Below are 24,999 nucleotides of genomic sequence, written 5' to 3'. Positions count from 1 at the left end.
GAGATCAGCCATGCTCATCCTAACCCGCCGTGTCGGCGAAACACTGATGATAGGTGATGAAATCACCGTTACAGTGCTAGGTGTGAAAGGTAATCAAGTGCGCATTGGTGTTAACGCACCAAAAGACGTGGCGGTTCACCGCGAAGAGATTTACCAGCGCATTCAGCGTGAACGCAACAGCGAAAGCGAATCTGAGTAAATGGCCGTTTGTGCTGCGCTCATTACAGGGCGCTTAAGCGGTAACTGCGGGGCGGTGCGAAAAAAATCGGCATAAGACTGGACAGCAGTCATCAAAATCGGTAATATTCGCGCCGTGCCGTTGAGGAGAGGTGGCCGAGTGGCTGAAGGCGCTCCCCTGCTAAGGGAGTATAGGGTTTATAGCCCTATCGAGGGTTCGAATCCCTCTCTCTCCGCCAACTGCATAAAGCAACATCAATTTGGATAAGCGCCCGTAGCTCAGCTGGATAGAGTACCTGACTACGAATCAGGGGGTCGGAGGTTCGAATCCTCCCGGGCGCGCCAGCTTGAATTTAGAAGTTATTGATGTTACTATGTTTTTGCTCACGTAAGTGATGTTAAAAACTGTTAAGCGCCCGTAGCTCAGCTGGATAGAGTACCTGACTACGAATCAGGGGGTCGGAGGTTCGAATCCTCCCGGGCGCGCCAGCTTGAATTTAGAAGTTATTGATGTTACTATGTTTTTGCTCACGTAAGTGATGTTAAAAACTGTTAAGCGCCCGTAGCTCAGCTGGATAGAGTACCTGACTACGAATCAGGGGGTCGGAGGTTCGAATCCTCCCGGGCGCGCCAAATTCGAAAAACCCGCTTTCAACAGAAAGCGGGTTTTCTTATTTCTAGCCTGACCATAGTAGCTCGTGCTTTGGTCTTGAGATCGTTTAAAGCGTCCCCGCACAGCGGCCGGGCGCTTTTTTTTTGTGCTACTAACCTAATGCCGAAAACGACTTATGCGGGCTCGCAGCAAAGTGATGTGCTGGGAATCAGGTTGTTAAGCAGCGTGTCGAGATCCGTAAGGCGTTTCAGGCGATGAAAGTGTTGGTTCGCTTCGCTATTGCCTTGGCGCATTTGTGCTAGCCACTGCTTGACGAGTGACACGACTACTCGATCTGGCAGTTGTCGCCGCTGTAAGTCGGCGTATCGCTTTAGAACGTTGGCGCGCATTGTCCAGGTAGTGTCAGGGAGGCGCTCTCCTGTGCGCTGCCAGTGGCGTATGCGAGCTGCAAGCCATGGGTCCGAGAGGGCGCTACGGCCAAGCATAACATCCTCGCAACCTGATAGAGTGCGAGCCTTCCAGTAGTCCTCTAATGTCCAAATATCGCCGTTCGCAACGACAGGGATCGATACTTGATGGCGAACTTTGCCAATCCACTCCCAGTGCGCAGGCGGGCGATAGCCTTCATCTCGTGTGCGGCCGTGGACAACAAGCTGTGCAGCGCCGCCAGCTTCTGTGGCCTGGGCACAAGCGACTGCTAAGCGACGATCAGAAAAGCCAAGGCGGATTTTAGCCGTCACTGGAATTTCGCCGTCTAATGCTTCAGCGACCGCTTTTACGGCGCGATAAACGCGATCTGGCTGGCGAAGTAGTGATGCACCACCATCATGACGATTGACCAGTTTGGCGGGGCAGCCAAAGTTAAGGTCAATGCTGATAGCGCCCAGCGAGAGTGCCTGTTGCGCATTGCTGGCTAGTGCCACAGGGTCTGATCCCAAAAGCTGTAAATGCACAGGAACGCCGCTAGGGGTGGCGACGCTGCCTGCTGACAGTTCGGGGCAATGTTTATAGAACACGCGAGGTGGGAGTCGTGCGTCGACCACCCTGACAAACTCAGTCACTGCCCAGTCAAAACCTGCCTGCTGAGTCAGTAAATCACGCGTTAAGGCGTCGATGACACCTTCCATAGGCGCTAGGCCTATCCTGCCTTTATGTAGTAAATTAACAACCATGACTTCCACTATGGCGCGATTGCAATCTATCCTGGATGTGGCAGGTTAGTGTATTAGCCTCACTGCGCCAAGCGCCTTTAGAGGCTATTGGTGTGCCGAAAAGCATTTGAAAGAGGGGGAGTGCGGTATGCAAGAGTCAGAGTTGCTCCAGGAAGGGCTTGCCCTTATGGGGTTGGGTATGGGTTTTGTGTTTGTTTTTCTTACGGTTTTGGTAATTAGCGTTACGCTAATGTCGAAGTTGATTAGCCGTTTCCAGCCTGCTCCTGTAGCAGCGCCAAGCGGCCGAAATAATGCAAAACCATCTGCACCGAAAGGCCAGGATGATGAAGTCATGGCAGTGATTAGTGCTGCAGTGCACCGTTATCGTTCTTCGCGCCGCAAGTAAGGCCCTAGTTTTGTAGCTATCCTACCGCTCAATTGCTAATTATTTTGTTAAATTTACTACAAATCCATAACGTAAAAATTGTGAGCCACGACCATGAATGAAACAAAACGTCCTCTGGGGATCACTGATGTTGTTCTTCGCGATGCCCATCAATCGCTGTTTGCCACCCGTTTGCGTCTTGATGACATGCTACCGATTGCCGAAAAACTCGACAATGTTGGCTATTGGTCATTAGAGACTTGGGGTGGAGCAACGTTTGATTCATGCATTCGCTATTTGGGTGAAGACCCTTGGGAGCGTATTCGGGCACTTAAAGAAGCTATGCCGAATACACCTCAAGCGATGTTGTTGCGTGGCCAAAACTTATTAGGCTATCGCCACTACGCCGATGACGTGGTTGATAAGTTTGTCGAGCGCGCCAAGACCAACGGGGTTGATGTGTTCCGCGTATTTGACGCGATGAATGACCCGCGCAATCTTGAGCGTGCCATCAAAGCGGTTCGCCAAGTAGGTGGACATGCGCAAGGCACTATCTCTTATACGGTTAGCCCGGTACATACCCTGGATAGCTGGGTAGAGCTTGCTAAAACCATTGCCGCAATGGGTGCTGACTCGCTGGCTATCAAGGATATGGCGGGGCTTCTGACGCCTTATATTGCCTATGACCTTGTCACGCGGTTGAAAAAAGAGCTGTCTATTCCCGTTCACTTGCATTGTCATGCTACTACTGGGTTGTCGACCTCGACAATTTTGAAAGCCGTCGAGGCGGGGATCGATAATGTCGATACTGCGATCTCTTCCATGTCCATGACGTATGGCCATAGTCCGACTGAATCTGTCGTGGCCATGCTCAAAGATACCGATCGCGATACCGGTCTTGACCTGGAGTTGTTGGAAGATATCGCCAGCTATTTCCGTGAAGTGCGCAAAAAGTATGCGGCGTTTGAAGGTTCGTTGCGCGGTATTGACTCACGCATTTTGATTGCCCAGGTGCCTGGCGGCATGCTCACCAACATGGAAGGCCAGCTTAAAGAGCAGGGCGCCGGCGATAAGCTTGACGATGTGTTGAATGAAATCCCCCGCGTACGCGAAGACCTTGGCTTTATTCCGCTGGTGACGCCAACTTCCCAGATTGTGGGTACCCAAGCAGTGATGAACGTGATGATGGGTGAGCGTTACAAGTCCATCTCCAAAGAAGTTCAGGCGCTGCTAAAAGGTGAGTACGGCTCCGCGCCCGCGCCGTTTAATGCAGAGCTGCAAAAACGCGTGCTCGAAGGTGGTGAACCGATCACCTGTCGCCCGGCAGATAACCTGTCACCAGAAATGGACCGACTAGCGACCGAGCTTAAAGAGAAGGCGAGCGCAGACAGCATTCGTATTGCCAGCGGCGAGCAGACAGTAGACGACGTGCTGACCTACGCACTGTTCCCGCAAATTGGTCTGAAATTCCTTAAAAACCGTGACAACCCGGATGCCTTCGAACCTGCCCCCCAAGTGGCTGAAGCGAAAAGCACTAACGTACCAGCAAAAGCCGAAAGCAAAGCGCCAGTGGTCTCGAGTGGCCCGGAAACGTACACCGTTAAGCTCAATGGCAAAGCGTTTGTAGTGGAAGTGTCTGAAGGTGGCGAGATAGGCGCGGTGCAGGAACAGGCGGCAGTGAGTACTAACGCACCCAAAGAGGAAACGTCTGCACCTAGTGGAGAAAGCATTGATGCACCGCTTGCTGGCAATATCTTCAAGGTCAATGTACGCCCTGGTGACCAAGTAGCGGATGGCGATGTGGTGATTATTTTGGAAGCCATGAAAATGGAAACCGAAGTGCGCGCCAGTAGTGCCGGTACCGTATCGAAAGTTAACGTCAGCGAGGGTGACAGCGTCGCCGTTGGCGATTCGCTGATCGAGCTTTAAGGGCATTTGGCAATGGAAAAACTAATTACCTTATGGGAGGGCTCGGGGCTTTATAACCTTGAGCTTGGTCAGGCGGCCATGATTTTGGTAGGGCTTGGGCTGCTCTATCTTGCCATTCACAAGAAGTTTGAGCCGTTGCTGCTGGTGCCAATTGGGTTTGGCGGCATTCTTGCCAATATCCCTGAGGCGGGCTTGGCAATCTCAGCGCTCGACCAAGCGATTGAGGTGGCAAAACCTGCTGTGCTGCAGCAGATAGCTTCCGTACTGGGCGCTACCCTTGATCCATTAAGTGGTGTGGAAGCTTGGCGAGAGTCGCTTAAAGCGATTGCCCACGACGCAGCGGCTCCCGATCAATTACGTGCGGCAAAGGATATTGCGGTTGGCGTAGGTTATAGCGATGGGATGCTCTATAACTTCTACAAAGTAGCGATTGCCTCTGGTATTGCGCCACTGATTATCTTTATGGGCGTGGGGGCCATGACCGACTTCGGCCCGTTGTTGGCTAACCCGCGGACGCTCTTTTTAGGAGCGGCTGCTCAGTTTGGCATTTTTGCCACACTGTTTGGTGCTGTGATGCTGACCTCGCTGGGGGTGATGGACTTTTCGCTTAATCAAGCGGCTGCCATTGGTATTATCGGCGGTGCTGATGGTCCAACGTCTATTTATGTATCAAGCGTATTGGCTCCTGAGTTGCTGGGTGCTATCGCAGTGGCGGCGTACGCCTACATGGCGTTGGTGCCGCTGATTCAACCCCCGATTATGCGTCTGCTGACCACCCAGAAAGAGCGTCAAATTAAGATGACGCAACTGCGTCCGGTATCCAAGCTGGAAAAGATCGTTTTCCCGCTGATGTTATTGATTGCCGTCGCGCTTTTCCTGCCTGATGCAGCGCCGCTATTAGGGATGTTCTGCTTTGGTAATTTGATGCGAGAGTGCGGTGTGGTTGAGCGCTTATCGGATACAGCGCAAAACGCTCTGATCAATATCGTGACGATTATCTTAGGACTATCGGTTGGTTCCAAGCTGATGGCAGATAGCTTTCTGGCATTCGAAACGCTGGGTATCTTGGGCTTGGGTATTGTGGCGTTTGGTATTGGCACGGCCGCAGGCGTGTTGATGGCGAAGCTGATGAACCTGGTCAGCAAAATGCCGATTAATCCGCTGATTGGTGCCGCAGGTGTTTCGGCAGTGCCGATGGCCGCGCGAGTGGCTAATAAGGTTGGCTTGGAGTCGAACCCGCATAACTTCCTGCTGATGCATGCCATGGGCCCTAATGTGGCAGGTGTTATCGGTTCTGCCGTTGCGGCGGGTGTGATGATTAAATATTTAGGTTAGAACCCGCTAGCAGTGCCATTGCGCAGTTATTGTTACGTGATGGTTAGCGACTAAAACGCGGCTTACCGAGCAATTGCTCGCGTAAGTCGCGTTTTTTTGTCAGAGATACCAATGATCTTATTGTGGCGGCACTTTTTGAATATCGAGTGCTGTCTTTAGGCGATTTTCAAGCGTAGCGAAATTTAAGGCCTCATCTCTTGGCCAGCCAATCGTGAGGCATACGCCGCTGCCATCGTACTCTGCCTGTTGGATGGGGATTTTCTGCTCGTCACACCAAGCGCGCGCGACTGCTTCATGGGCAAAGTTGACACGCAGTTGGTAGTTATCCCGTTCGACGACTTCGCGTGTAGGTAATGTTTCAATCCCAGCGTTAACCGACTGTGCGTAAGCCCGGGCAAGACCACCAGTGCCCAACTTGGTGCCGCCAAAGTAACGAATCACCACGCAGCCTATTTCACCCATCTGGCTACCGAGCAAGGCTTGATACATGGGTCTGCCTGCTGTGCCGCCGGGTTCACCATCATCAGAGAACCCTATGTGCGTTTGCTCTCCTGGCGGGCCCGCAATAAAGGCCGTGCAGTGATGACTTGCGTTGGGATGAGCGGTTTTTGCTGCCTGCAGCATTGCATAATAGTCAGCTGTGCTGGGTGCATGGCATATCCACGTGAGGAAACGACTTTTTTCAACCTCAATTTCAGCGGTATGCCATGTGGCGGGTGCTAGGTCTGGAACTCGGTAACGCAATCGATGCTCCCTAAAGCGGGTGGCGAATTAGTGGTGCCGAGTGTTGTTAGCGCCATGCTCGACGCCCATCACCATTCCCAGCACTTGAATATCACAATTATGCAGGAAGACGGCAGGCATGGCTGCATCTTCGGGCCATAAGTGAACGCCAAGTCGACTAATTGAAAGTTGCTTTAGGGCAACTTCTCGCTGGTTAATCGTCGCGATAGCGGTTTCTTGATGGCTACCGTGCTGATAACGGCGAATAATGATGACATCGCCGTCGAATAGATTGCATTCACGCATTCTGTTGCCACGCACGCGAAGCGCATACGTGTTGCGCCGCGTTACACGAGGTGCCGAATAAATAGGGCGACCTGTATTCGACGCTGTTTGAGATAGCGCATGTTGAGTTATGTTCAAGGGTGTTGGCATTGTCATCGTCATGCAGTTTTCTCCAATGCAGCGCCCGCTCCCTAGGCGTGTAATTGAGCAGATTGCTGTGTTTATAATCGGTAGTGTTTTTTCATACAGTGTTTGTAGTATAGACCTGTTTTTGCATACAGTGCTAGTGCTCTGCATTGTCTATTGTTCTTAAGCGAAGATTGGTTGAAATGTGATGCGACCCCAGACCGCAGAGAGCGACTGGCGAGAAAGGGGCTTTCCGTGTAGAGTTCGACGCAAAATCTACGTGCCTGGAGATATCCTTGAGCCTCTGCCTACAAGCCCGACAGCTAGCCTGTGAACGCGATGATCGTTGGCTGTTTGAGGGGCTAGATCTTGATATTCAACGTGGCGAAATAGTGCGCATCGAAGGCCCTAACGGGAGCGGAAAAACGACACTGTTGAAAATTCTCTCAGGCCAGTTGAGCGACTACCATGGCGACATTTATTGGAATGGCGACTCAATGCGCAAGGTGCGTGAACATTTTCTCGCCAATCTACTCTATTTAGGACATGCCCCTGGCATAAAAGCGGGTCTTTCTCCGCTGGAAAACTTAGCGTGGTACCAAGCGCTTAGCGGCGAAAAAGGCGACGATTGTCAGCGTGAAAAAGCGCTGGAACAGGTTGGGCTGAGTGGCTTTGAGGATGTACCCGCAGGGCAGCTTTCTGCTGGACAGCAGCGGCGAATTGCCCTTGCGAGACTGACGCTTACTAAGCGGGCATTGTGGGTCCTGGATGAACCTTTTACAGCAATTGATCGCCACGGAGTGGCAGCACTAGAAGCGCAGCTTGTTGCGCATGCCAACGCGGGAGGCTGTGTGTTAGTGACGACACATCATGAGTTAACCGCATCATCCGTGCTTAGGCGCGTTCAACTGGGGTAGAAGGAGACAGTGTTGCCAAGCTCACACGCCACGACAGGCATCCCAGAAATGTCGATGCATGCGCCCTCCGGTGGGCTCATGGTTGCCATTAGTGCCACCTTTAAGCGAGATCTAACGCTGTTGCTACGTCGTCGTGGTGAAGTGCTTAACCCATTGGTGTTTTTTGCCTTAGTGATTACGCTCTTTCCGATCGGCATTTCACCTGATCCCCAGTTACTGGCAGAAATAGCGCCTGGGTTGCTGTGGGTGGCGGCATTGCTAGCGGCATTGCTTTCTCTGGATAGTCTGTTCCGGAGCGACTACGACGACGGCAGTTTGGAGCAGCTACTGTTAGCCCCTCAGCCGCTGGCGGCGCTTAGCCTTGCCAAAGTTGCTGTTCACTGGCTGCTGACAGGACTGCCTTTGGCACTTATGGCGCCGATTTTAGGTATCATGTTGGCACTTCCTGCCGGTAGTTACATGGTTTTAGCGCTATCGCTGGCATTAGGAACCGCAAGCCTCAGCTTGATTGGTGCGATTGGCGCCGCGCTGACCGTCGGATTAGCTCGCGGCGGTGTATTGCTGTCACTGCTGGTGCTGCCGCTCTATATTCCAGTGCTTATTTTTGGTGCTGGCGCCGTGCAGGCCGCTATTTTAGGCGATGGTATCGCGGCGCATCTGGCTATTTTGGGCGCACTTTTAGCGATTTCGTTAATGCTAGCACCTTGGGCTATTGCCGCCTCGCTACGCATCAGCATCAACGGTTAAAGGACGAAAACACCATGTGGGCCTTTATAAATAAACTGAGATCACCCAAGTGGTTCTACGCGATTAGCGCCAAGCTTCAGCCCTGGTTCTGGGCAGCGGCGGTGCTCCTGTTACTGCTGGGAAGCGTTTGGGGGCTGGTATTTGCTCCCGCGGATTATCAGCAGGGCAATAGCTTTCGGATTATCTATGTCCACGTTCCTGCCGCTTTCCTAGCACAATCCATTTTTGTCTCAATGGCAATTTCAGGCTTGGTATTTATGGTCTGGAAAATCAAAGTAGCCGATATGGCTGCCACCGTGATGGCGCCATTAGGTGCGGCGATGACCTTTGTAGCACTTTTTTCAGGCGCAGTATGGGGCGTGCCTACCTGGGGAACCTGGTGGATGTGGGACGCGCGTTTAACGTCCATGCTGATTTTGCTGTTTTTGTATTTAGGTGTCATTGCACTGCGCGGCGCTTTCAGTAGTCGCGATAGCGGATCTCGTGCAGCCTCAGTGCTGGCGATGGTGGGCGTGATTAATATTCCGATCATCAAATATTCGGTGGACTGGTGGTACACCCTGCACCAGCCTGCCTCGTTTACGATTACCGGACGTTCGGCAATGCCCATGGAAATGTGGGCACCGCTGCTCATTATGGTACTCGGTTTCTACTGCTTTTTTATAGCGTTAACCCTGATGCGTACGCGCAGTGAAATACTGCGCCGTGAAACCAATAAGCGCTGGGTGCAAGAGCTAGTAGAGGAGGTGAGATAATGGCTTTTTCCTCACTTAATGAATTTTTTGCCATGGGTGGCCACGGGCTTTATGTGTGGGCTGCTTGGGGCATTACTGCGTTGTTGATGCTGGTGATAGTTTGGCATGCGCGCCTCGAGCGCAGCCAACTGCTGAAAGGCGTGAAGCGCCGTGTGCGCCGCCAAAATGCCCATCCCCAGGCCGCGCAAGCACCGGTTAACTCTGCTCAAAGGGACGTTCGTAATGACGCCTAAACGTAAACAGAAGCTGTTCGTTATTTTAGGGTTGGTTTCATTAACCGCGATAGCGGTGGGGCTGACACTTTATGCGCTGCGCTCCAACATCAATTTATTTTTTAGCCCGGTGCAAATTGCTCAGGGCGACGCACCCATGGAACGCCAGATTCGCGCGGGCGGAATGGTTAAAGAGGGGTCAGTGTCGCGTGATCCTGAAAGCCTTGATGTTGAGTTTACCGTGACGGATTACGTCGATGATTTGGAGGTCTACTACAGCGGGATTCTGCCGGATCTTTTCCGTGAAGGGCAGGGGGTGGTCGTGGTAGGAGAACTTCAGACAGATGGGCGCTTATATGCCGATAAAGTCCTAGCCCGCCACGATGAAAATTATATGCCGCCCGAAGTGGCGCAAGCATTAGAAGAGGCAGGTTACTCCCCGGCAGATTATCAGGCAAAAGCGGCTGAGGTGGGTAAGCGTTTGGAGCAGGAAGGCACCCCCCAAGCAAGCGATTATTAATGTCTTATCGTGTCAAGCAGGCGGTTATGCCCACTGCTAATTCGGAGCGCGCATGTTCATCAAAATGATTCCTGAAATCGGCCACTTTGCTCTGGTCATTGCCCTTTTAATGGCCGTGATACAAGCTGTGATGCCGCTGGCGGGGGCAGCTACTCGGCGTCCACTATGGATGGCTTATGGCAAGCCCATGGCAACAGGGCAGTTCTTCTTTATTGCCATTGCCTATTTGTGCCTAACGGCCAGTTACCTGCTGGATGACTTCAGCGTTGCTAACGTCGCCAACAATTCTAACTCGCTACTGCCCTGGTACTACAAGTTTAGTGCCGTGTGGGGAAATCATGAAGGCTCGGTCTTATTGTGGAGCTTAATGCTGGCTGGTTGGGGGTATGCCGCTTCGGTATTTTCCGGTGATTTGCCTCGCGATATGGTAGCGCGAGTGCAAGGCGTCATGGGGATGGTCTGCGTTGGCTTCCTACTATTTATCTTGATGACCTCCAATCCATTTGAGCGGCTACTGCCGAATATGCCTCAAGACGGGGCTGATCTTAATCCACTGCTGCAGGACTTCGGGTTGGTTGTGCATCCCCCGATGCTGTATATGGGGTATGTCGGTTTCTCGGTGGTATTTGCATTTGCCATTGCTGCGTTGCTAGGTGGGCGTTTAGACGCTGCCTGGACCCGTTGGGCACGTCCCTGGACTAATGTGGCCTGGGCATTTCTAACCGTAGGCATCGCGCTAGGTAGTTGGTGGGCTTATTACGAGCTGGGCTGGGGCGGCTGGTGGTTCTGGGATCCGGTTGAAAACGCCTCACTGCTGCCCTGGCTAACAGGAACGGCGCTGGTGCACTCGTTGGCGGTCACTGAAAAGCGCGGTTCGTTTAAAAGCTGGACAGTACTGCTGGCTATTTCAACCTTCTCGCTGTCATTAATGGGCACGTTTCTGGTGCGCTCAGGCGTCCTGACCTCAGTGCACGCGTTTGCTAACGACCCTTCCCGCGGCTTCTTTATCTTAATGCTGTTGGCGATTACCGTAACGCTTTCGCTGCTGGTATTTGCGCTGCGCGCGCCCCGTGTGAGCCACAAAGTCGGCTTTAATTGGTTATCCCGTGATTCGTTGTTGCTGGTCAATAATATTCTACTGGTCATTATGACGGTCACCGTACTGTTAGGGACGGTCTACCCGCTAATTTTGGACTCCCTTGGGTTAGGTAAAATCAGCGTAGGGCCTCCGTACTTTAATGCACTTTTTGTACCGCTAACGGTGGTGATGTGCATGTTTATGGGACTTGGTCCGATCGCTCGCTGGAAAAGCATGAATGCCAGTGAACTGTGGCGTAAGCTTTGGCTGTCAGGCGCTGCTGCGCTGGTCCTGGGAAGTGCTATGCCGTTGCTATATGGCGGCGAATGGAATCTGTGGGTCTCTTTAGGCATTATTTCGGCGCTCTGGATCGTACTGCCTATCGTGCGTGACGTGCTCGATAAAGTCCGCCATGCCAGCTCCTTTTTGGCTGGGCTGCGCAAGCTGTCGTTAGCGTATTGGGGCATGGTGCTTGGTCATGTGGGCATTGCGGTTACCATTGTTGGCGTGGCGGTTGTTTCCAATTACAACATCGAACGCAACGTGCGGATGTCACCGGGCACGACTGTTGAAGTGGCGGGGTATCAATTCACCATGACGGAACTGACCAATCGCCGCGGCCCGAACTTCCTGGCGGACACGTCCATCATTCAAGTGCAGCGCGGCGACTCCGGACGCAGTTTTGTGATGCGCCCAGAAAAGCGCCTCTATCTCGCTACCAGAATGCCCATGACCCAGGTGGCGCTTCGTCCCGGGCTTTTCCGCGACCTCTATGTCGCCATGGGGGAAGACCTTGGCGATGGTAGCTACGCGATGCGTGTTCAATACAAACCGTTTGTACGCTGGTTATGGCTCGGTGGGTTGTTGATGGCTTTCGGTGGCATTCTGGCGATAGTTGATAAGCGGTACCGTCGTGTCGTATCGCGCAAAGCGCCTGCTAGCCCGGCTTCTGCAACGTCTGAGTCTGCAACGTCGAAGGAAGCTATGGTATGACACGTCGTCTATTGCTTTTACTACTACCGATTGGCTTTCTGGGGATTGCCTTATTCCTTTATCAAGGGCTAGGGCGCGACCCTTCGCACCGCGACTCGGCGCTAATGGCCAGGCAGTTTCCTACGTTTGAAGCCACGACACTGCGCGATGAAAATCGCCAAGTTGATCAAACCCTGTTAACTGGCGATGTCACCCTGGTAAATGTATGGGGCGAATGGTGCCCCGCTTGTAAGCAGGAAATGCCGCAGTTGCTGGAGTTGGCTGATCAGGGCATTCGCATGGTCGGCATTAACTATCGAGATACTCGCGAAAAAGGGCTGGAGTTCTTGAGCGAGTTTGGTGATCCCTTCGAAGTTAATGTGTTTGATCCAGACGGTAGCCTTGGCTTTGATCTGGGGGTTTACGGTGCACCGGAAACCTTCTTGGTTGATGCTGACGGTGTCATTCGCTACCACCACAAAGGTTACGTGTCGCCGGAAGACGTTCGTGAACGCATTCTGCCGGAGGTGGAAAAATGGCGCTAATACGCTTAATGCTTACCGTCGCGCTGCTGACACTGACTAGCGGCGCGTTGGCCGGCGGTATTGAGATACGTGAGTTCGACGATCCTGTTATGGAGCAGCGTTACCATGATCTCACTGCCTCGATGCGCTGCCCTTTATGTGAGAACCAAGCAATCGATGATTCTGATGCGCCAATTTCCGCTGATATGCGTGAGCGTGTCTATCAATTGCTCCAGGATGGTCAATCGGATATCGAGATTGTTAACCATATGGTGCAGCGGTTTGGAGAGTACATTCTCTATAACCCGCGTTTAGAAAACCGTACTTACCTGTTGTGGGGATTACCGATAGGGTTAGTGCTGCTCGGTGTAGTGGTCGTCGTGATGATGGTTCGCGCTCGTCGTAATGCCTCAGCGAAAGCGCTTAGCGCCGAAGAACGTGCCCGCCTGGATGCCCTGATTAACCGCGAGAGGTCTTCATGACACCGCTGTGGATTGCGATTGCTTTACTATTACTCCCCGCGCTTTGGTTATTGATAGCGCCGATGCGCGATGCCCGCACGCTACGCGACAAGCTAGATCACTTCGAAGCTAACGATACCGCTGATGAGCAAAACGTGGCGATTTTTAAGCGTCGTTTGGCCTCGTTGGAAGCTGCTCACGAACGTGGCGATATGGATGAGGAGCGGTTTAAAGAAGACCGTCTGGAGCTAGAGCGTAGCCTGTTGGAAGACACTGCCAGCCGTACTAAGCGTCCCTTAAAAACGGCGACGGCGGGCAGGCTTGCTATTCCCTTGGTTATGGTAGCCGTGGTGGGGGCGAGTACGTTTTGGTATCAGCAAAACGGCGCGGAAGGCGATTTAACGCTTTACGCTATTCAGCAAGAAGTGCAAAACGATCCCGATGGCTCACTGGCCATGTATTTAGAACGCATGGAAGCAGAAGCCGAGCGTCAGCCGAATAACCCCAATGTGTGGAGTTCACTGTTTCCGCTTTACCGTGAAACTGGTCAGTCCGACAAGGCTGTCGATGCGTTAGAGCGGTTGATTGCTATTGAAGGGCGGATTCCTCCGCTGTTAGCGCAACTTGCTCAACTGCGCTTTTTTATGGCGGAACGCGAACTGACTCCCGAAGTACAGTCGCTAGTGGATGAGACGCTAGCGCAAGACCCACGCCAGCCCACAGTGCTCGGTTTGCTTGGTATCCATGCGTTTGATAATGGGGACTATGAAACAGCGATTGACCGCTGGCGTCGTGCTGTCGCAAACATAGAAGATCCCGAAACGGCATCTTCCTTGCGCGAAGGTATTCGCGTTGCTCAAGAGCGTTTAGGGGTAGAGCCTGAAGCAGCGGCGGTTGAGGCCGCCCAAAGCCAGGGCGTGCGTGTGACTGTCTCATTAGACGAAGCACTGATGGATAACGTCAGTGACGATGCTAGCGTGTTTATCACTGCTCGAGACATGAAAGGCGAGCTGCCGCCGTTGGCTGTTATTCGTGCCCAAGTGTCAGAGCTTCCCATGACTGTTGTGCTGGATGACAACGCGGCTATGTCACCCCAAGCGCAAATCTCCCAGGTGCGCGAAGCACGCTTAGTTGTTCGCGTTTCGCAATCTGGTCAGGCAACCCCTCAGCCTGGTGATCTGTTTGGCGATCTAGAGAGCGTAAGCGTTGGACCTATTAGTGAGGATGATGCGGCAAATGTTGTTATTGACCGCGTTTTTGAATAACGTCCACGCAAACAACCGCAGCTAAGGGTCGTAATGCGCTTAACCTCTATTCGTCTTGTTGGGTTCAAGTCTTTTGTCGATCCAGTAACGGTGCCCTTCGATGGCAATATGACCGCCATCGTTGGGCCAAACGGTTGTGGCAAATCTAATATCATCGATGCGGTGCGCTGGGTAATGGGGGAATCCTCAGCTAAAACCCTGCGCGGTGAATCGATGGCCGATGTTATCTTCAACGGCTCCACCGGTCGTAAGCCGATCAGCCAAGCCTCTATCGAGCTCAAGTTCGATAACCGCGATGGAGGCATGGGGGGCGTTTACGCGCAGTACTCAGAAATTGCGGTAAAGCGCTTAGTCACCCGCGACGGCCAATCCAATTACTTCTTTAATGGTCAAAAGTGCCGTCGGCGAGATATCGCTGATCTGTTTATGGGCACTGGTTTAGGCCCGCGTTCTTACGCCATTATCGGCCAGGGGATGATTTCACGGCTAATCGAAGCACGCCCCGATGACCTGCGTGCCACGCTGGAAGAGGCCGCGGGTATTTCAAAATATAAAGAGCGCCGCCGAGAAACCGAAAACCGTATGCGCCGCACCCAGGAGAATTTGGAACGCCTGGATGATATCCGTGAAGAGTTGGACAAACAGCTCGAACGCCTTAAGCGTCAGGCAGAAGCAGCCAAGCGCTACCAAGAGTTAAAGCAGCAGGAGTACCGGCTAAAAGGTGAGCTGGCGTTAGTACGCGGACGCGCATTGCGTGCTGAGCAATCTCACCAAGAAAGCCGAGTGCGCGAGCTGGAAATTGCGGTTGAGAAAGACGTATTTGGCGTACGTCAGTGTGAAACGCGCCTGGAACAAGCGCGTGAACAGCACGATGAACTTGCCGATGTGCTAGAACGCCACCAGCAACAGTTCTTTGAAACCACCACCCGTATTGCCCGCCTGGAGCAGGATCAAGCGCACCGCCGCAGTCGTGAAGCTCAATTGGCGAGCGATATAGCAACGGCGCGCCGCGACCTTGATGAGCAGCGCCGAGTCAGCGAAGGCGATCAAGAGCGACTTGTCGCGATAGAGACTCGTTTAGAGGACTTGCTTCCAGAGCATGAAGCCCTTGAAGAGCAGCTAGAGACGCTTGAGCAAACCTTAGCGGATGCGACCCCCGCTCTTGAAGCTGCCGAACAGCAGTGGGCCGATGCAGAAAATCACTGGCGCGATGCTAGTCGGGAAGCGGACCGTAGCCAAGACCAATTACGCGATTTAGAGCAGCGTATTGCGCGCATGCAGGCGGAGAACCAGCGCCGCCGTCAGCAGCGTGGCGAACTTGCCGATGTCACTGAACTGCGCAATGAACACGCCGAATGCCAAGCCCAGCGGGAAGAGGCTGAGCAGCGTGCTGAAGCCTTTCAAACCGAACGTGACCTTTGGCAGCAGCGCTATAGCGATGCCAAAGCCGCTTATCAGCAGGCCACCCAGGCGCGTGATCAGCAGCGTGCTGAACTAAGTCAACATCAAGGCGAACTCGCGTCATTGAAGGCGTTAATTGATGCCGCCTTGGCTGATCACGACCCAGATCTGAGCGATGCATTAGCGGCTCACGGCTTAGCCGATGCGCTACGTCTTGGTGAAGCGATTAGTGTTGCATCTGGCTGGGAGCGAGTGATTTCCTGGCTGCTTGCGCCGTGGTTAAACGCCCGTTTAGTGTCAGCGAACCAGCTAAACGCGCTACCTAATGCCCTAGCCACTGATTGGTGCTTAATTGACCAAGCTGAGCGGCCAGCGACATCCGCGCAGCGCTTGGATTCGCTGGTGTCTGGGGCAGGTGCGTTAGGCGAATGGTTAGCAAGTATTCACTTCGCAGAAACGAACGAAGATGCTGAGACGCTACTAGGTAATTTGGCGCCTGGAGAGAGTGTTGTCAGCCGGGAAGGCGTATGGCGTGGACGCGGCTGGCTGCACCAACAGGCCAATGGTGAAGGTGTTGATGCACTGTTGGTGACACGCCGTCGGTTTGACGAATTAGACGCCCGTCTTACCCAGGATGAAGACGCGTTAGCGTTGCTGAATGAGCAGTGCGAAGCCGCTAGCGAAGCCATTGAAGTGCTAGAGCAAACCCGTGAGCAGCAGGCCGAGCAAGAGCGTGCCCACGCTGCTTCGCTCCAACAGCTTGCGGTGAAAGAGCAGCGACTAGCTCAACGCCTGGAACATTTAGAGAGCCGCGCCACCGAGTTGGATGATGAGCTCGCCCAACTACAACAGGATGAGGCGGAGTTAACGCTCACTTTAGAAGAGCAGCGTGCTCGATGGCATGCTGCTATGGAACAGCTAGAAGCTGCTGCCGAAGCCCGTGAAACCAGCGCTGAACATCGCAGTCGCCAACGTGAGCAGCGTGACCAGTTAAATCAACAGCATGCTCCCATGAAGGCGCGTCAGCAGGCGTTGGCGCTAGAGCGAGAGCGATTGAATGCTGAGCGGAATAGCCTGCAAGCCCAACAAAGCCGTAGTAGCGATAGTGAAGAGCGCCTTTCGCTACGTATTGCTGAGTTAGAAGAGTCCAGGGAAATGCTGGTAGAGCCAGACGAACTGGCTGCTGAAGAATTAGAGGAGTTGCTACACCAGCGCGAGCAGCAGGAGCGGCGCCTGAATGATACCCGTCAGCAGGCTCAGGCATTGGCAGAGCAGCTGCGCAACGACGAGCTGGCTCGCCAGCAGCACGAGCGCAACTTGGAGCAAAGCCGTGAACAGTTACAACAGCGCCGTATGGATGTACAAGCACTGGCGCTGAAAGCGGCAACCCAAGATGAGCAATTAGCAGAACTAGGCCATGATCCCGATGCTTTAGCAGAGCACCTGCCTAGCGACGCCAGTGAAGCTGCTTGGCAGGAGCGGTTGGAAAACACCACAGATAAGATTCGCCGTTTAGGCGCCATTAACCTTGCCGCGATCGAAGAGTACGATCAGCAAGCCGAACGGCGTAACTACTTGGAAGCTCAGCATGCAGAGCTTACGGAAGCATTGGAAACGTTAGAGCGTGCGATTAAACGTATCGATCAGGAAACGCGCGTTCGCTTTCGAGAAACATTTGACCAGGTTAATACGGGTCTACAAACGCTATTTCCACGGGTTTTCGGTGGGGGAGCTGCTTGGCTAACCCTTACCGGGGATGATTTGCTGGAAACTGGTGTGGCAATTATGGCGCGGCCGCCAGGTAAGAAAAACAGTACTATTCACCTACTCTCAGGGGGAGAAAAGGCGTTAACTGCACTGTCGTTGGTTTTCGCAATTTTCCAGTTGAACCCTGCGCCTTTCTGTATGTTGGACGAAGTCGATGCCCCGCTGGATGATGCCAACGTAGGCCGCTACGCCAAACTTGTTAAAGAAATGTCGGAAAGCGTTCAGTTTATCTATATCACCCATAACAAAATTGCTATGGAGGCTGCTGAGCGCTTGATGGGTGTCACCATGCAGGAGCCTGGTGTGTCTAGGCTTGTTTCGGTAGGTATTGATGAGGCTGCAGCACTGGTCGATTAAGTGCTTTATCGGCAAATGCGGTGCCTTCAATGGTGGCAAACTAAACGAGTTTTCACCCATTAAAAGCCTTATGAAATATGCAAAAATTGCGGTAGAGCAAGCCTGTGACGGGTTGTGTGCTGAACCGATAGTGAGTCCTTCTGCTTTTGCTTAGCTATCCCAGATTAGGTTCATTAGTGGCTATTGATAGCGTTTATTTCTTCATTTTTTTATTATAAAATTCCTTTTTTATCAATGATTTATATTTATTCTAGGTTTCTGATTAACTGCTTTGATCATGGGCGCTGAGGGCTGCTCCTGCTAAAGCGTATCGTGCAGTTAAGCATGTTCATCTATCTAAAATTGACAAATCTGAAATGTGAACTTTCATTACCTTTGTATAGCGTTAGTTAAGGGTTTAAAACATATATGCTATGATTTCATTAGCTATTAAATACTATTCGTTACGACGGAATTTTTGGTGACGTAGGTTTGTAATAGATAGGTTTGTAATAGATATGTTTGTAACAGATAGGTTTGTAACAGAATAGCTTTTGATCGAACAGCAGTTGGCTGGGCAATTTGGCAGAAGAGCAGTGGCGTTTCGTTACGTAAGTTTGAATGTGGGCTTGTCATGTTACGGTGTGAGAAGGCGAGCCAAGGGAGCGAAATTTCTCCCTATAGAAAGCAGACGATGATGTGACGATGTGTCCTGTCGGGATAAATTAGCGCTAAAATGGCACTTTTCTTGGTTGATATAGTCAAAGATTTGGCCTAAAACCACCTTGTAGGAGTGTTAAAGCGTGAAAATCTGCAAAAAGTGGCCCTTTTCGTAGCAACCGCGCTATGCTTGATGATAATTAGCTAATTTCGGATATGTTACGTCATTAGGCATTGCGCCTTTGCAACCGGTATATTGACCCATGGAATGCTCGACATGGAATTAAGAGAGTGGTTAATCATTCTAGGACTGGCACTGGTTTCGCTCATCGTAGTTGACGGTGTGCGAAGGCTTCAGCGCCAACGCCGTGTGCCCCGTCTGGATCAAGCAGTTAAAGACTTGCCAGCCGCTAAATTCGAAGAATTTAATGATGAAGTCAAAGAAGCGGAAATAAACTGGGAACTGCCTAACGGTGGTGCCCGGGTCGTCAAGCCTGCTGACTACAGCAACCTTGGTCAAAAACCTAAGTTGGAACGCCAAGAGCACCCAGGGCCTTCCAAAGTACTGTCTGATTTTCGACGTTCTTTTTCCAACTCTGCCAGTTCGGCCAAGTCAAAAGCCAATGCACATTTTTCGTGGTCTCGTAAAAATGAGCCTCGAAAACATGAACAGTCTTCTGCTGTCGGGCATCCCACGTCGACGAGCTATACATCCGTTCAGCCAGATACTGCTTCAGCCGAGCACACGTTAGGCATGTCTGCAATTCCTGAACCCGAGCGCCGGGAGCCTAGCATATTTATGGCTGATGAGAATCCCAGCAATACAGTTAGCAATGAAACTCAGCACACAGACGCTACTCACCAAATGACGAGTAGCAAGCCTGCCTCTACAACTGAAGCCCGTCGCCCTGACAGCCACGATTCACAGTCAGTACCTGAACCCACCGAGCATTACGAGTCAGGCGTTAGCGGTCAGCAAGTTGATGTTGAGAAAGAACAGCCAACGGCTCAACACGAAGACGCTGCTAATCTTGAAGCTAACAGCCGCCTAGAGGCGGTATCAGTTGGAACTGATGAACAAATTGCATCAACCGTAAAGGCTTCAATCGAAAAAGCGTCAGAAGAACCCAGTGCTGCAGCTGAGCCGACTGCAGAAGCAGAGCCGACGCTAAGAGTTGAACCTGAAGATGCAGTACAACATGCAGCTGACACGCCCAGGCGGCGTCAATTGCGTTCTGATACCGCCGGTGGAGACAGAGAGCTAGATGACGATGAGGTTGATGAATACCGCTTGGTCGACTTCGAAGGCATTGGGCGTTCCTTTAAACGTCGCTTGATTGAGCGTCGTAAAGAGAAAGAGCGTAAGAAAGCAGAGAAGGCGAAACGTGCGGAAGCACTAGCCAAGCAAAAAGCAGAACGTAAAGCACTTGAAGCCGAGCGTAAAGCGCTTGAGGCGCAGCAGCGCCGTGAAGCAAAAGAGGCAGCCGACGCTGAAAAAGCGCGTATTGCTCAAGAGCAAGCCGAAGCGCGTGAGGCCGCTGCAATGACCGCTGCCGCGGAGCGAGAGGCTGCGCAATATAATGAGCCGACGATTTCTGCGCACGATGAGAGTTATCACGATGTTGATGACTACGATGATTATGTGCCTGAAACGGGACATAGGGATAACGTTGTACGTACACACCCCACGTTAGAAAAAGCGTTACGCCACGATGTTAATAGTGAGCGGGCTAGAGATGCGCTCACCGACGCTTCTGAAATGGTCGTGATCAGTGTGCTTTCGCGGGAGCCTGAAGGTTTTGATGGCGGTAAATTGCTTGAGCTAATCATGGCCTGCGGTCTTCGATATAGCCGTGAAATGGGTGTCTTTCACCGTTTTGAAACAGAAAGCTTCGATAGCGAACTGCAATTTTCAATGGTGAATGTACTTAAGCCTGGTACGTTCCCCATTGAAGAAATGGATGAGTTTGTGACCCCTGGTATTACGTTCCTGATGCCGCTGCCCGGCGCTGAAGATAGTTCAGCAGCGTTTGAAGCGATGGTCGAAACGGCGATGGTTGTCGTACGCCATATGGGCGGTGAGCTTAAAGATGAAAACCGTAGCGTAATGACGGCGCAAACCATTGAGTTTGCAAGGCAGCGCGTTCATGACTTTGAACGTCGCCATCGCTTGCATCGCCAACTGCAAGCGCGTTAAGCGTCGCGTTTCGTTAACACCCGCCTTCCCAAAGAAGGCGGGTGTTTTTGTTACTAAACACCTGTTTTTTTGTATGCCGGAACATCTGAATGAGTCAGCCTGAGAAAAAACTTCTGGAAGAGATTAGCCAACTGCGCGCCGATCTTGATGATGCAAACTACCGCTACTATATATTAGATGAGCCTAAGCTGACCGACGCAGATTACGACCGCAAACTGCAGCGGTTGAAGCAATTGGAGTCCGAATACCCCGATTTAGTCTCACCGGATTCCCCTACCCAGCGGGTAGGGGCCGCGCCAGCGGAAGGGTTCCCTGAAGTTGCTCATGCGATTCCCATGCTCTCCTTGGATAACGCATTTAGCCGTGATGATATTACCGCCTTTGCTGAGCGTGTCGCTGAACGTTTGGAGTGTCAGGCGAGTAGCGTTGAGTTTAGCTGTGAGCCAAAGCTCGACGGTGCTGCAGTCTCTTTAGTGTACGAGCAGGGCGTATTGGTTAGTGGCGCAACCCGTGGCGATGGCCGTACCGGAGAAGGCATTACATCGAATTTGCGCACCTTGCGGTCTGTTCCGTTAAAGCTAATGGGCGACAACATTCCAGCGTTATTAGAAGTACGCGGCGAAGTCATTATGCGCCACGCGGGCTTTGAAGCGCTCAATGATCGAGCTAGAGAAGAAGGCAGCAAGGTATTTGCTAACCCACGTAATGCGGCGGCTGGCAGCCTACGACAGCTCGATCCGCGGGTTACCGCAACGCGCCCATTAGAGTTTCATGCTTATCAAGTTGCCCGGCTCGATATGACGAACCTTGGCGACGGCGCACTTAGCAGTAGCCCAATGACAACTCATAGTCAGCAAATGGCAAGGCTCAAAGCATGGGGCTTTCGCTCAAGCACGGAGCTCCGCACTGTCAATGGCCCTGAGCTGGTGGCTGATTACTGCGAGCAATTGGGTGAAAAGCGAGACCAATTGGGTTACGACATCGATGGCGTCGTGATTAAAGTAAACGATCTGCGCCACCAGCGAGAGCTTGGCTTTGTGGCACGGGCGCCACGCTGGGCGGTAGCATTTAAATTTCCTGCTCAGGAAGAAGTCACGACCCTTAACGATGTAGAGTTTCAGGTAGGCCGTACTGGCGCGATTACCCCAGTTGCTAGGCTAGAGCCTGTCACCGTTGCTGGTGTGACGGTATCAAATGCTACGCTGCATAACGCAGATGAGATCACCCGCTTAGGTGTGATGATTGGTGATACGGTGGCCATTCGTCGGGCAGGCGACGTGATTCCCCAAGTGGTACGAGTGGATATCGACAAGCGTCCTGCCCAGGCGCGCGTGATTACCTTTCCCGAGCACTGCCCGGTGTGTGGTTCGGATATTGAACGGCTGGAAGGCGAGGCGGTCGCTCGTTGCTCAGGCGGGCTTTATTGTGCCGCGCAGCGTAAAGAGGCGCTGAAGCATTTCGCCAGCCGTAAAGCGCTAGATGTCGATGGGCTGGGTGAGAAGCTGATTGAGCAGTTGGTGGACCTGGACTGGGTGAAAACGCCAGCAGACTTATTTCATCTCACAGCTGAGCAGCTTCAGACGCTGCCACGCATGGGGGAAAAGTCCTCGACCAACTTGGTAAATGCCCTGGATAAGGCTAAGCACACCACGTTGGCTCGTTTTATTTACGCCTTGGGTATTCGCGAAGTAGGCGAAGCCACAGCGGCAAATTTAGCCAGCTACTTCGGTACACTTCAGGCCTTGCAAGAAGCTGATCAAGCGGCGCTGGAAGCGGTGAATGATGTTGGTCCGATTGTCGCCGCCCATGTTCACACTTTTTTCCGTCAACCCCATAATCTGGCAACGCTGAAAGCACTGCTTGATGCTGGCATCACGTGGCAAGAGAGTGAAGTGACGCAAGGCCCGACGCCCTTAGAGGGACAGACCTGGGTGCTTACCGGCACGATGGACACCATGACCCGCGATGAAGGTAAGGCGCGGCTGCAAGCGCTAGGCGCTAAAGTGGCGGGTAGTGTTTCCAAGAAAACCACCTGCTTGGTAGCGGGCGAGGCCGCAGGCAGTAAATTAACCAAAGCAGAGCAACTGGGCGTTGAAGTGATCGATGAAGCCACCTTTATTGAGCGTCTAGCTGCCTGGGAGCAGAGTGAATGAGCCGTTTTATTGAAGTGCCAGCACGCATGCTGCCGCCGGAAACGCTGGATGCTTTGCTTGAAGCATTTGTGACACGCCAAGGATACGATACAACCGATACCGGCGCAGGTATGAGCGGCTGGGTAGTCGAGCTTAAACAGCAGCTTGAGCGTCACGAGCTGATTATTGCCCACGATCTTGAGTTAGAAATGACCGAGGTGATGACGCTCGCCCAATGGCGTTCCTTTGGGCGAGATCTTGCCGATGATGAGGAAGAGGGCGATTACTGAGCGCGTACTAGCGCACTAATAATCCGTCGCCCAGGGTGTAAATGATCCACTAACGATAGCTCTAGCGGCATCGGCTCATCACACATTCGCGAGGCAATGATTTCGGCGCAGAGCGGAGCGCTGGAAAGGCCCCTAGAGCCGTGCGCGCTAGATATCCACAGCCCTGCATGGTGCTCTCCTAGGGTATCTGGCACGTTCGAAGCATCTTTTTGCAGCACCGCGTAATCCTGCTGCCATGCGTCGGCATTGGGCACAGGCCCCGCGTAGGGGCTTTTGTCAGGGCTGGCTGCCCTTACCGCAGCACGACCTGCTAGCGTGTCGGGGCTTAGCGTTACGCCCGCCGTTTCAAGGGTGGCGACCCATTCAGGCAGTGTTTGGCGTAGTTCATCAATATTGCGCTGATGGTCTGCTGTCGTAACGTCGTTCGTGGCGTTATTAGGCACAAAGCTGGCTCCAAACGTCAGTACGCCCTCCACTGGCGGCGACACATAGCCACCAGCGCATACCACACGTTGCGGGCCTTGAACTCCCTCGGGCAGCTTCACTTCACTCACCTGGCCGCGAACCTGCTGTAGCGGTAGCGCTGCAGTTTGTTCAAAGCGGTTAGCCAGAGACGCATTGGCTACCACAACGTGATCAGCGGTCAGCGTTTCTCCGTTGGCCAACACGATCTGCCAAGCTTTACCGTCGGGCTGAAGGGTTGTTACTTCCCCCTGGTGCAAGGTGATATTCGCGTGCTGTAGTAGCTGTTCGCAGAGTAATTTGGGGTGCACCCAGCCTGCCTGGGGATAAAACAGTCCGTGACTCGCTGTGATCGGAACACCCACCAGCTCGCCAAGCGTCTCGGTTTGAGCGGACACCACCGCTTCTGGCAGCGGGTGGCGTGCCATAAAGCGCTGTTGGCGAACAGCCTCCTTGTCGCTTAACGCCAGTTGTACCACGCCACATGGTTGCCACAGCGGCGCTTCCCGTGGTGTTGCTGAAGCCCGCTGGCTAAGCCAGCGCTGGCTGTAGAGAAGGCCTGATAAATAGAACCGGCTCTGGTTGTTCGTTTCCGCAGCTAATTTTACATACAGCGCTCCCTGACGATTACCGGAGCCACCGGCACCAGGGGTATCGCGTTCAATGACCGTTACCTGAACCCCACGCTTGGCTAACGCTGCGGCCACGCTGCAACCGGCCATGCCTGCTCCAATGACGGCCACATGGTTAGCTGGCCTTGCCGCAGGCGGCGTGAACCATGGTGTTGACTGGCGGCGATTGTCTTTGGGCGGTGCGTCGATATAGCCTGCTAACATTTCCCGCTTGCGCCCAAACCCAGGCACCTTCTGCCAGTTAAACCCTGCTGCTTTTAACCCTCGTTTAACGACGCCGGCACAGGTAAACGTGGCAAATGTTGCCCCAGGGCGAGAGCGTGCTGCCATGGCTTCGAACAGCTCAGGCTGCCACATTTCGGGGTTTTTAGCAGGAGCAAAGCCATCTAGGAACCATGCATCGACTTGACCGTCGAGTAGGTTCAGTCGTTCGGTGGTGTCGCCAAAGTGCAGATCGAGAGTCACTCGCTCGTTGAGATGAAGGCGGTGAATGCCGCTGACGGCTTCAGGCCATTGGGCGCATAGCACTTGTGCATAGTGTGCTAATGAAGGCCAGGCGCTTAGCGCGCGCTCAAGAGATACTCGGTCAAGCGGAAATTTCTCGGTGGATAACAGATGAAGACGTGCAGTACTCGGTGCGTGTTGTTCAAAACAGTCCCACGCGCACAGCATATTAAGCCCGGTGCCAAAGCCTGTTTCGCCAATCACAAAAGCGCGGCTGTGTCGCCAGTCCGCAAAGCGCTTAGGAAGGTGATTCGCCCCCAGAAAAACGTGCTCGGTTTCAGCCCGGCCATCTTCCCTGGAAAAATACACATCGTCGAAGGCCTCTGAATGGGGGGATGCCTCGTTCCAAGTGAGTAAAGGAGCCGTTAACGCCGCGAGCGGGGGCAGGGCAGTAGAGCGTTGAGTCACGCGGGTATCCCCGTACTGATGAAGTTTGTGTTAAA

General features: G+C 52.9%; 21 protein-coding genes and 4 tRNA genes. 21 read left to right on the top strand and 4 right to left on the bottom strand.

Annotation, left to right across the window (positions count from 1 at the left end; translation table 11 throughout):
• Positions 1-10 precede the first annotated feature (10 nt).
• The 5 genes from csrA (at position 11) to JFC11_RS01770 (ending at position 810) form a co-directional block, all read left to right on the top strand.
• Complete coding sequence (gene csrA / locus JFC11_RS01790) at positions 11-199, top strand: carbon storage regulator CsrA (RefSeq protein WP_009722197.1); 189 nt, start codon at positions 11-13, stop codon at positions 197-199.
• 124 nt (positions 200-323) lie between these two features.
• Positions 324-416: transfer RNA gene (locus JFC11_RS01785), tRNA-Ser, on the top strand.
• A 29-nt stretch (positions 417-445) separates the two neighbouring features.
• Positions 446-522: transfer RNA gene (locus JFC11_RS01780), tRNA-Arg, on the top strand.
• 67 nt (positions 523-589) lie between these two features.
• Positions 590-666, top strand: a tRNA-Arg gene (locus JFC11_RS01775).
• A 67-nt stretch (positions 667-733) separates the two neighbouring features.
• A tRNA-Arg gene (locus JFC11_RS01770) sits at positions 734-810 on the top strand.
• 153 nt (positions 811-963) lie between these two features.
• Here JFC11_RS01770 and JFC11_RS01765 read toward each other — a convergent pair.
• A complete protein-coding gene (locus JFC11_RS01765; RefSeq protein WP_231657289.1) occupies positions 964-1,962 on the bottom strand; it encodes a tRNA dihydrouridine synthase in 999 nt (332 codons plus the stop codon).
• A 127-nt stretch (positions 1,963-2,089) separates the two neighbouring features.
• On the opposite strand from JFC11_RS01765, the gene JFC11_RS01760 reads away from it, so the two are divergent.
• The 3 genes from JFC11_RS01760 to JFC11_RS01750 all read left to right on the top strand — a co-directional run bounded on the left by JFC11_RS01760 (position 2,090) and on the right by JFC11_RS01750 (position 5,590).
• Positions 2,090-2,347 carry an OadG family protein gene (locus tag JFC11_RS01760; RefSeq protein ID WP_038481684.1) on the top strand — a complete coding sequence of 86 codons (258 nt, stop codon included), beginning with the start codon at positions 2,090-2,092 and terminating at the stop codon, positions 2,345-2,347.
• 93 nt (positions 2,348-2,440) lie between these two features.
• Positions 2,441-4,255, top strand: a complete 1,815-nt coding sequence (oadA, locus tag JFC11_RS01755) for a sodium-extruding oxaloacetate decarboxylase subunit alpha (protein ID WP_038481687.1) — start codon at positions 2,441-2,443, stop codon at positions 4,253-4,255.
• Positions 4,256-4,267: 12 nt separating this feature from the next.
• Entirely contained in the window at positions 4,268-5,590 is a 1,323-nt protein-coding gene (locus tag JFC11_RS01750) for a sodium ion-translocating decarboxylase subunit beta (protein ID WP_038481690.1), read from the top strand.
• A gap of 117 nt (positions 5,591-5,707) precedes the next feature.
• On the opposite strand, the gene JFC11_RS01745 is transcribed toward JFC11_RS01750, so the two are convergent.
• Together JFC11_RS01745 and JFC11_RS01740 are read right to left on the bottom strand one after the other, a co-directional pair.
• The gene (locus tag JFC11_RS01745) at positions 5,708-6,334 is read right to left on the bottom strand and encodes an IMPACT family protein (protein WP_038481693.1); all 627 of its coding nucleotides are present in this window, start codon (positions 6,332-6,334) and stop codon (positions 5,708-5,710) included.
• Between the two features lie 27 nt (positions 6,335-6,361).
• Entirely contained in the window at positions 6,362-6,760 is a 399-nt protein-coding gene (locus tag JFC11_RS01740) for a LexA family protein (protein ID WP_038481696.1), read from the bottom strand.
• Positions 6,761-7,020: 260 nt separating this feature from the next.
• On the opposite strand from JFC11_RS01740, the gene ccmA reads away from it, so the two are divergent.
• The 13 genes from ccmA (at position 7,021) to JFC11_RS01675 (ending at position 22,958) form a co-directional block, all read left to right on the top strand.
• On the top strand, positions 7,021-7,641 hold the full coding sequence (gene ccmA, locus JFC11_RS01735; protein ID WP_038481699.1) for a cytochrome c biogenesis heme-transporting ATPase CcmA: 621 nt from the start codon (positions 7,021-7,023) through the stop codon (positions 7,639-7,641).
• A gap of 48 nt (positions 7,642-7,689) precedes the next feature.
• Positions 7,690-8,388 (top strand): heme exporter protein CcmB, encoded by a 699-nt coding sequence (ccmB, locus tag JFC11_RS01730; RefSeq protein ID WP_172422509.1) that lies wholly within the window; start codon positions 7,690-7,692, stop codon positions 8,386-8,388.
• Positions 8,389-8,402: 14 nt separating this feature from the next.
• On the top strand, positions 8,403-9,143 hold the full coding sequence (locus JFC11_RS01725; protein WP_038481706.1) for a heme ABC transporter permease: 741 nt from the start codon (positions 8,403-8,405) through the stop codon (positions 9,141-9,143).
• Positions 9,143-9,376, top strand: a complete 234-nt coding sequence (gene ccmD, locus JFC11_RS01720; RefSeq protein ID WP_198348585.1) for a heme exporter protein CcmD — start codon at positions 9,143-9,145, stop codon at positions 9,374-9,376. The genes JFC11_RS01725 and ccmD overlap by 1 nt, the downstream gene beginning before the upstream one ends.
• Positions 9,366-9,875, top strand: coding sequence for a cytochrome c maturation protein CcmE (ccmE, locus tag JFC11_RS01715; RefSeq protein WP_038481712.1), 510 nt, complete (start codon positions 9,366-9,368; stop codon positions 9,873-9,875). The genes ccmD and ccmE overlap by 11 nt, the downstream gene beginning before the upstream one ends.
• A 52-nt stretch (positions 9,876-9,927) precedes the next feature.
• Positions 9,928-11,946 (top strand): heme lyase CcmF/NrfE family subunit, encoded by a 2,019-nt coding sequence (locus tag JFC11_RS01710; protein ID WP_038481715.1) that lies wholly within the window; start codon positions 9,928-9,930, stop codon positions 11,944-11,946.
• Positions 11,943-12,470, top strand: coding sequence for a DsbE family thiol:disulfide interchange protein (locus JFC11_RS01705; RefSeq protein ID WP_038481718.1), 528 nt, complete (start codon positions 11,943-11,945; stop codon positions 12,468-12,470). The genes JFC11_RS01710 and JFC11_RS01705 overlap by 4 nt, the downstream gene beginning before the upstream one ends.
• Positions 12,461-12,931, top strand: coding sequence for a cytochrome c-type biogenesis protein (locus JFC11_RS01700; protein ID WP_038481721.1), 471 nt, complete (start codon positions 12,461-12,463; stop codon positions 12,929-12,931). The genes JFC11_RS01705 and JFC11_RS01700 overlap by 10 nt, the downstream gene beginning before the upstream one ends.
• Entirely contained in the window at positions 12,928-14,175 is a 1,248-nt protein-coding gene (gene ccmI, locus JFC11_RS01695) for a c-type cytochrome biogenesis protein CcmI (RefSeq protein ID WP_198348584.1), read from the top strand. The genes JFC11_RS01700 and ccmI overlap by 4 nt, the downstream gene beginning before the upstream one ends.
• A gap of 33 nt (positions 14,176-14,208) precedes the next feature.
• Entirely contained in the window at positions 14,209-17,700 is a 3,492-nt protein-coding gene (gene smc, locus JFC11_RS01690) for a chromosome segregation protein SMC (protein ID WP_038481727.1), read from the top strand.
• A 916-nt stretch (positions 17,701-18,616) separates the two neighbouring features.
• The gene (zipA, locus tag JFC11_RS01685; protein ID WP_198348583.1) at positions 18,617-20,536 is read left to right on the top strand and encodes a cell division protein ZipA; all 1,920 of its coding nucleotides are present in this window, start codon (positions 18,617-18,619) and stop codon (positions 20,534-20,536) included.
• Positions 20,537-20,625: 89 nt separating this feature from the next.
• Positions 20,626-22,689 carry an NAD-dependent DNA ligase LigA gene (gene ligA / locus JFC11_RS01680; RefSeq protein WP_038481733.1) on the top strand — a complete coding sequence of 688 codons (2,064 nt, stop codon included), beginning with the start codon at positions 20,626-20,628 and terminating at the stop codon, positions 22,687-22,689.
• Complete coding sequence (locus tag JFC11_RS01675; RefSeq protein WP_038481736.1) at positions 22,686-22,958, top strand: YheU family protein; 273 nt, start codon at positions 22,686-22,688, stop codon at positions 22,956-22,958. The genes ligA and JFC11_RS01675 overlap by 4 nt, the downstream gene beginning before the upstream one ends.
• Here JFC11_RS01675 and mnmC read toward each other — a convergent pair.
• Complete coding sequence (gene mnmC, locus JFC11_RS01670; RefSeq protein ID WP_198348582.1) at positions 22,952-24,964, bottom strand: bifunctional tRNA (5-methylaminomethyl-2-thiouridine)(34)-methyltransferase MnmC2/FAD-dependent 5-carboxymethylaminomethyl-2-thiouridine(34) oxidoreductase MnmC1; 2,013 nt, start codon at positions 24,962-24,964, stop codon at positions 22,952-22,954. The genes JFC11_RS01675 and mnmC overlap by 7 nt on opposite strands.
• Between the last annotated feature and the right edge of the window lie 35 nt (positions 24,965-24,999).

This window comes from Vreelandella alkaliphila (assembly GCF_016107625.1).
GTDB classification, from domain to species: domain Bacteria; phylum Pseudomonadota; class Gammaproteobacteria; order Pseudomonadales; family Halomonadaceae; genus Vreelandella; species Vreelandella alkaliphila.
Note: the sequence above shows the minus strand (reverse complement) of the source record. Positions and strands in the feature narration are given on the sequence as shown.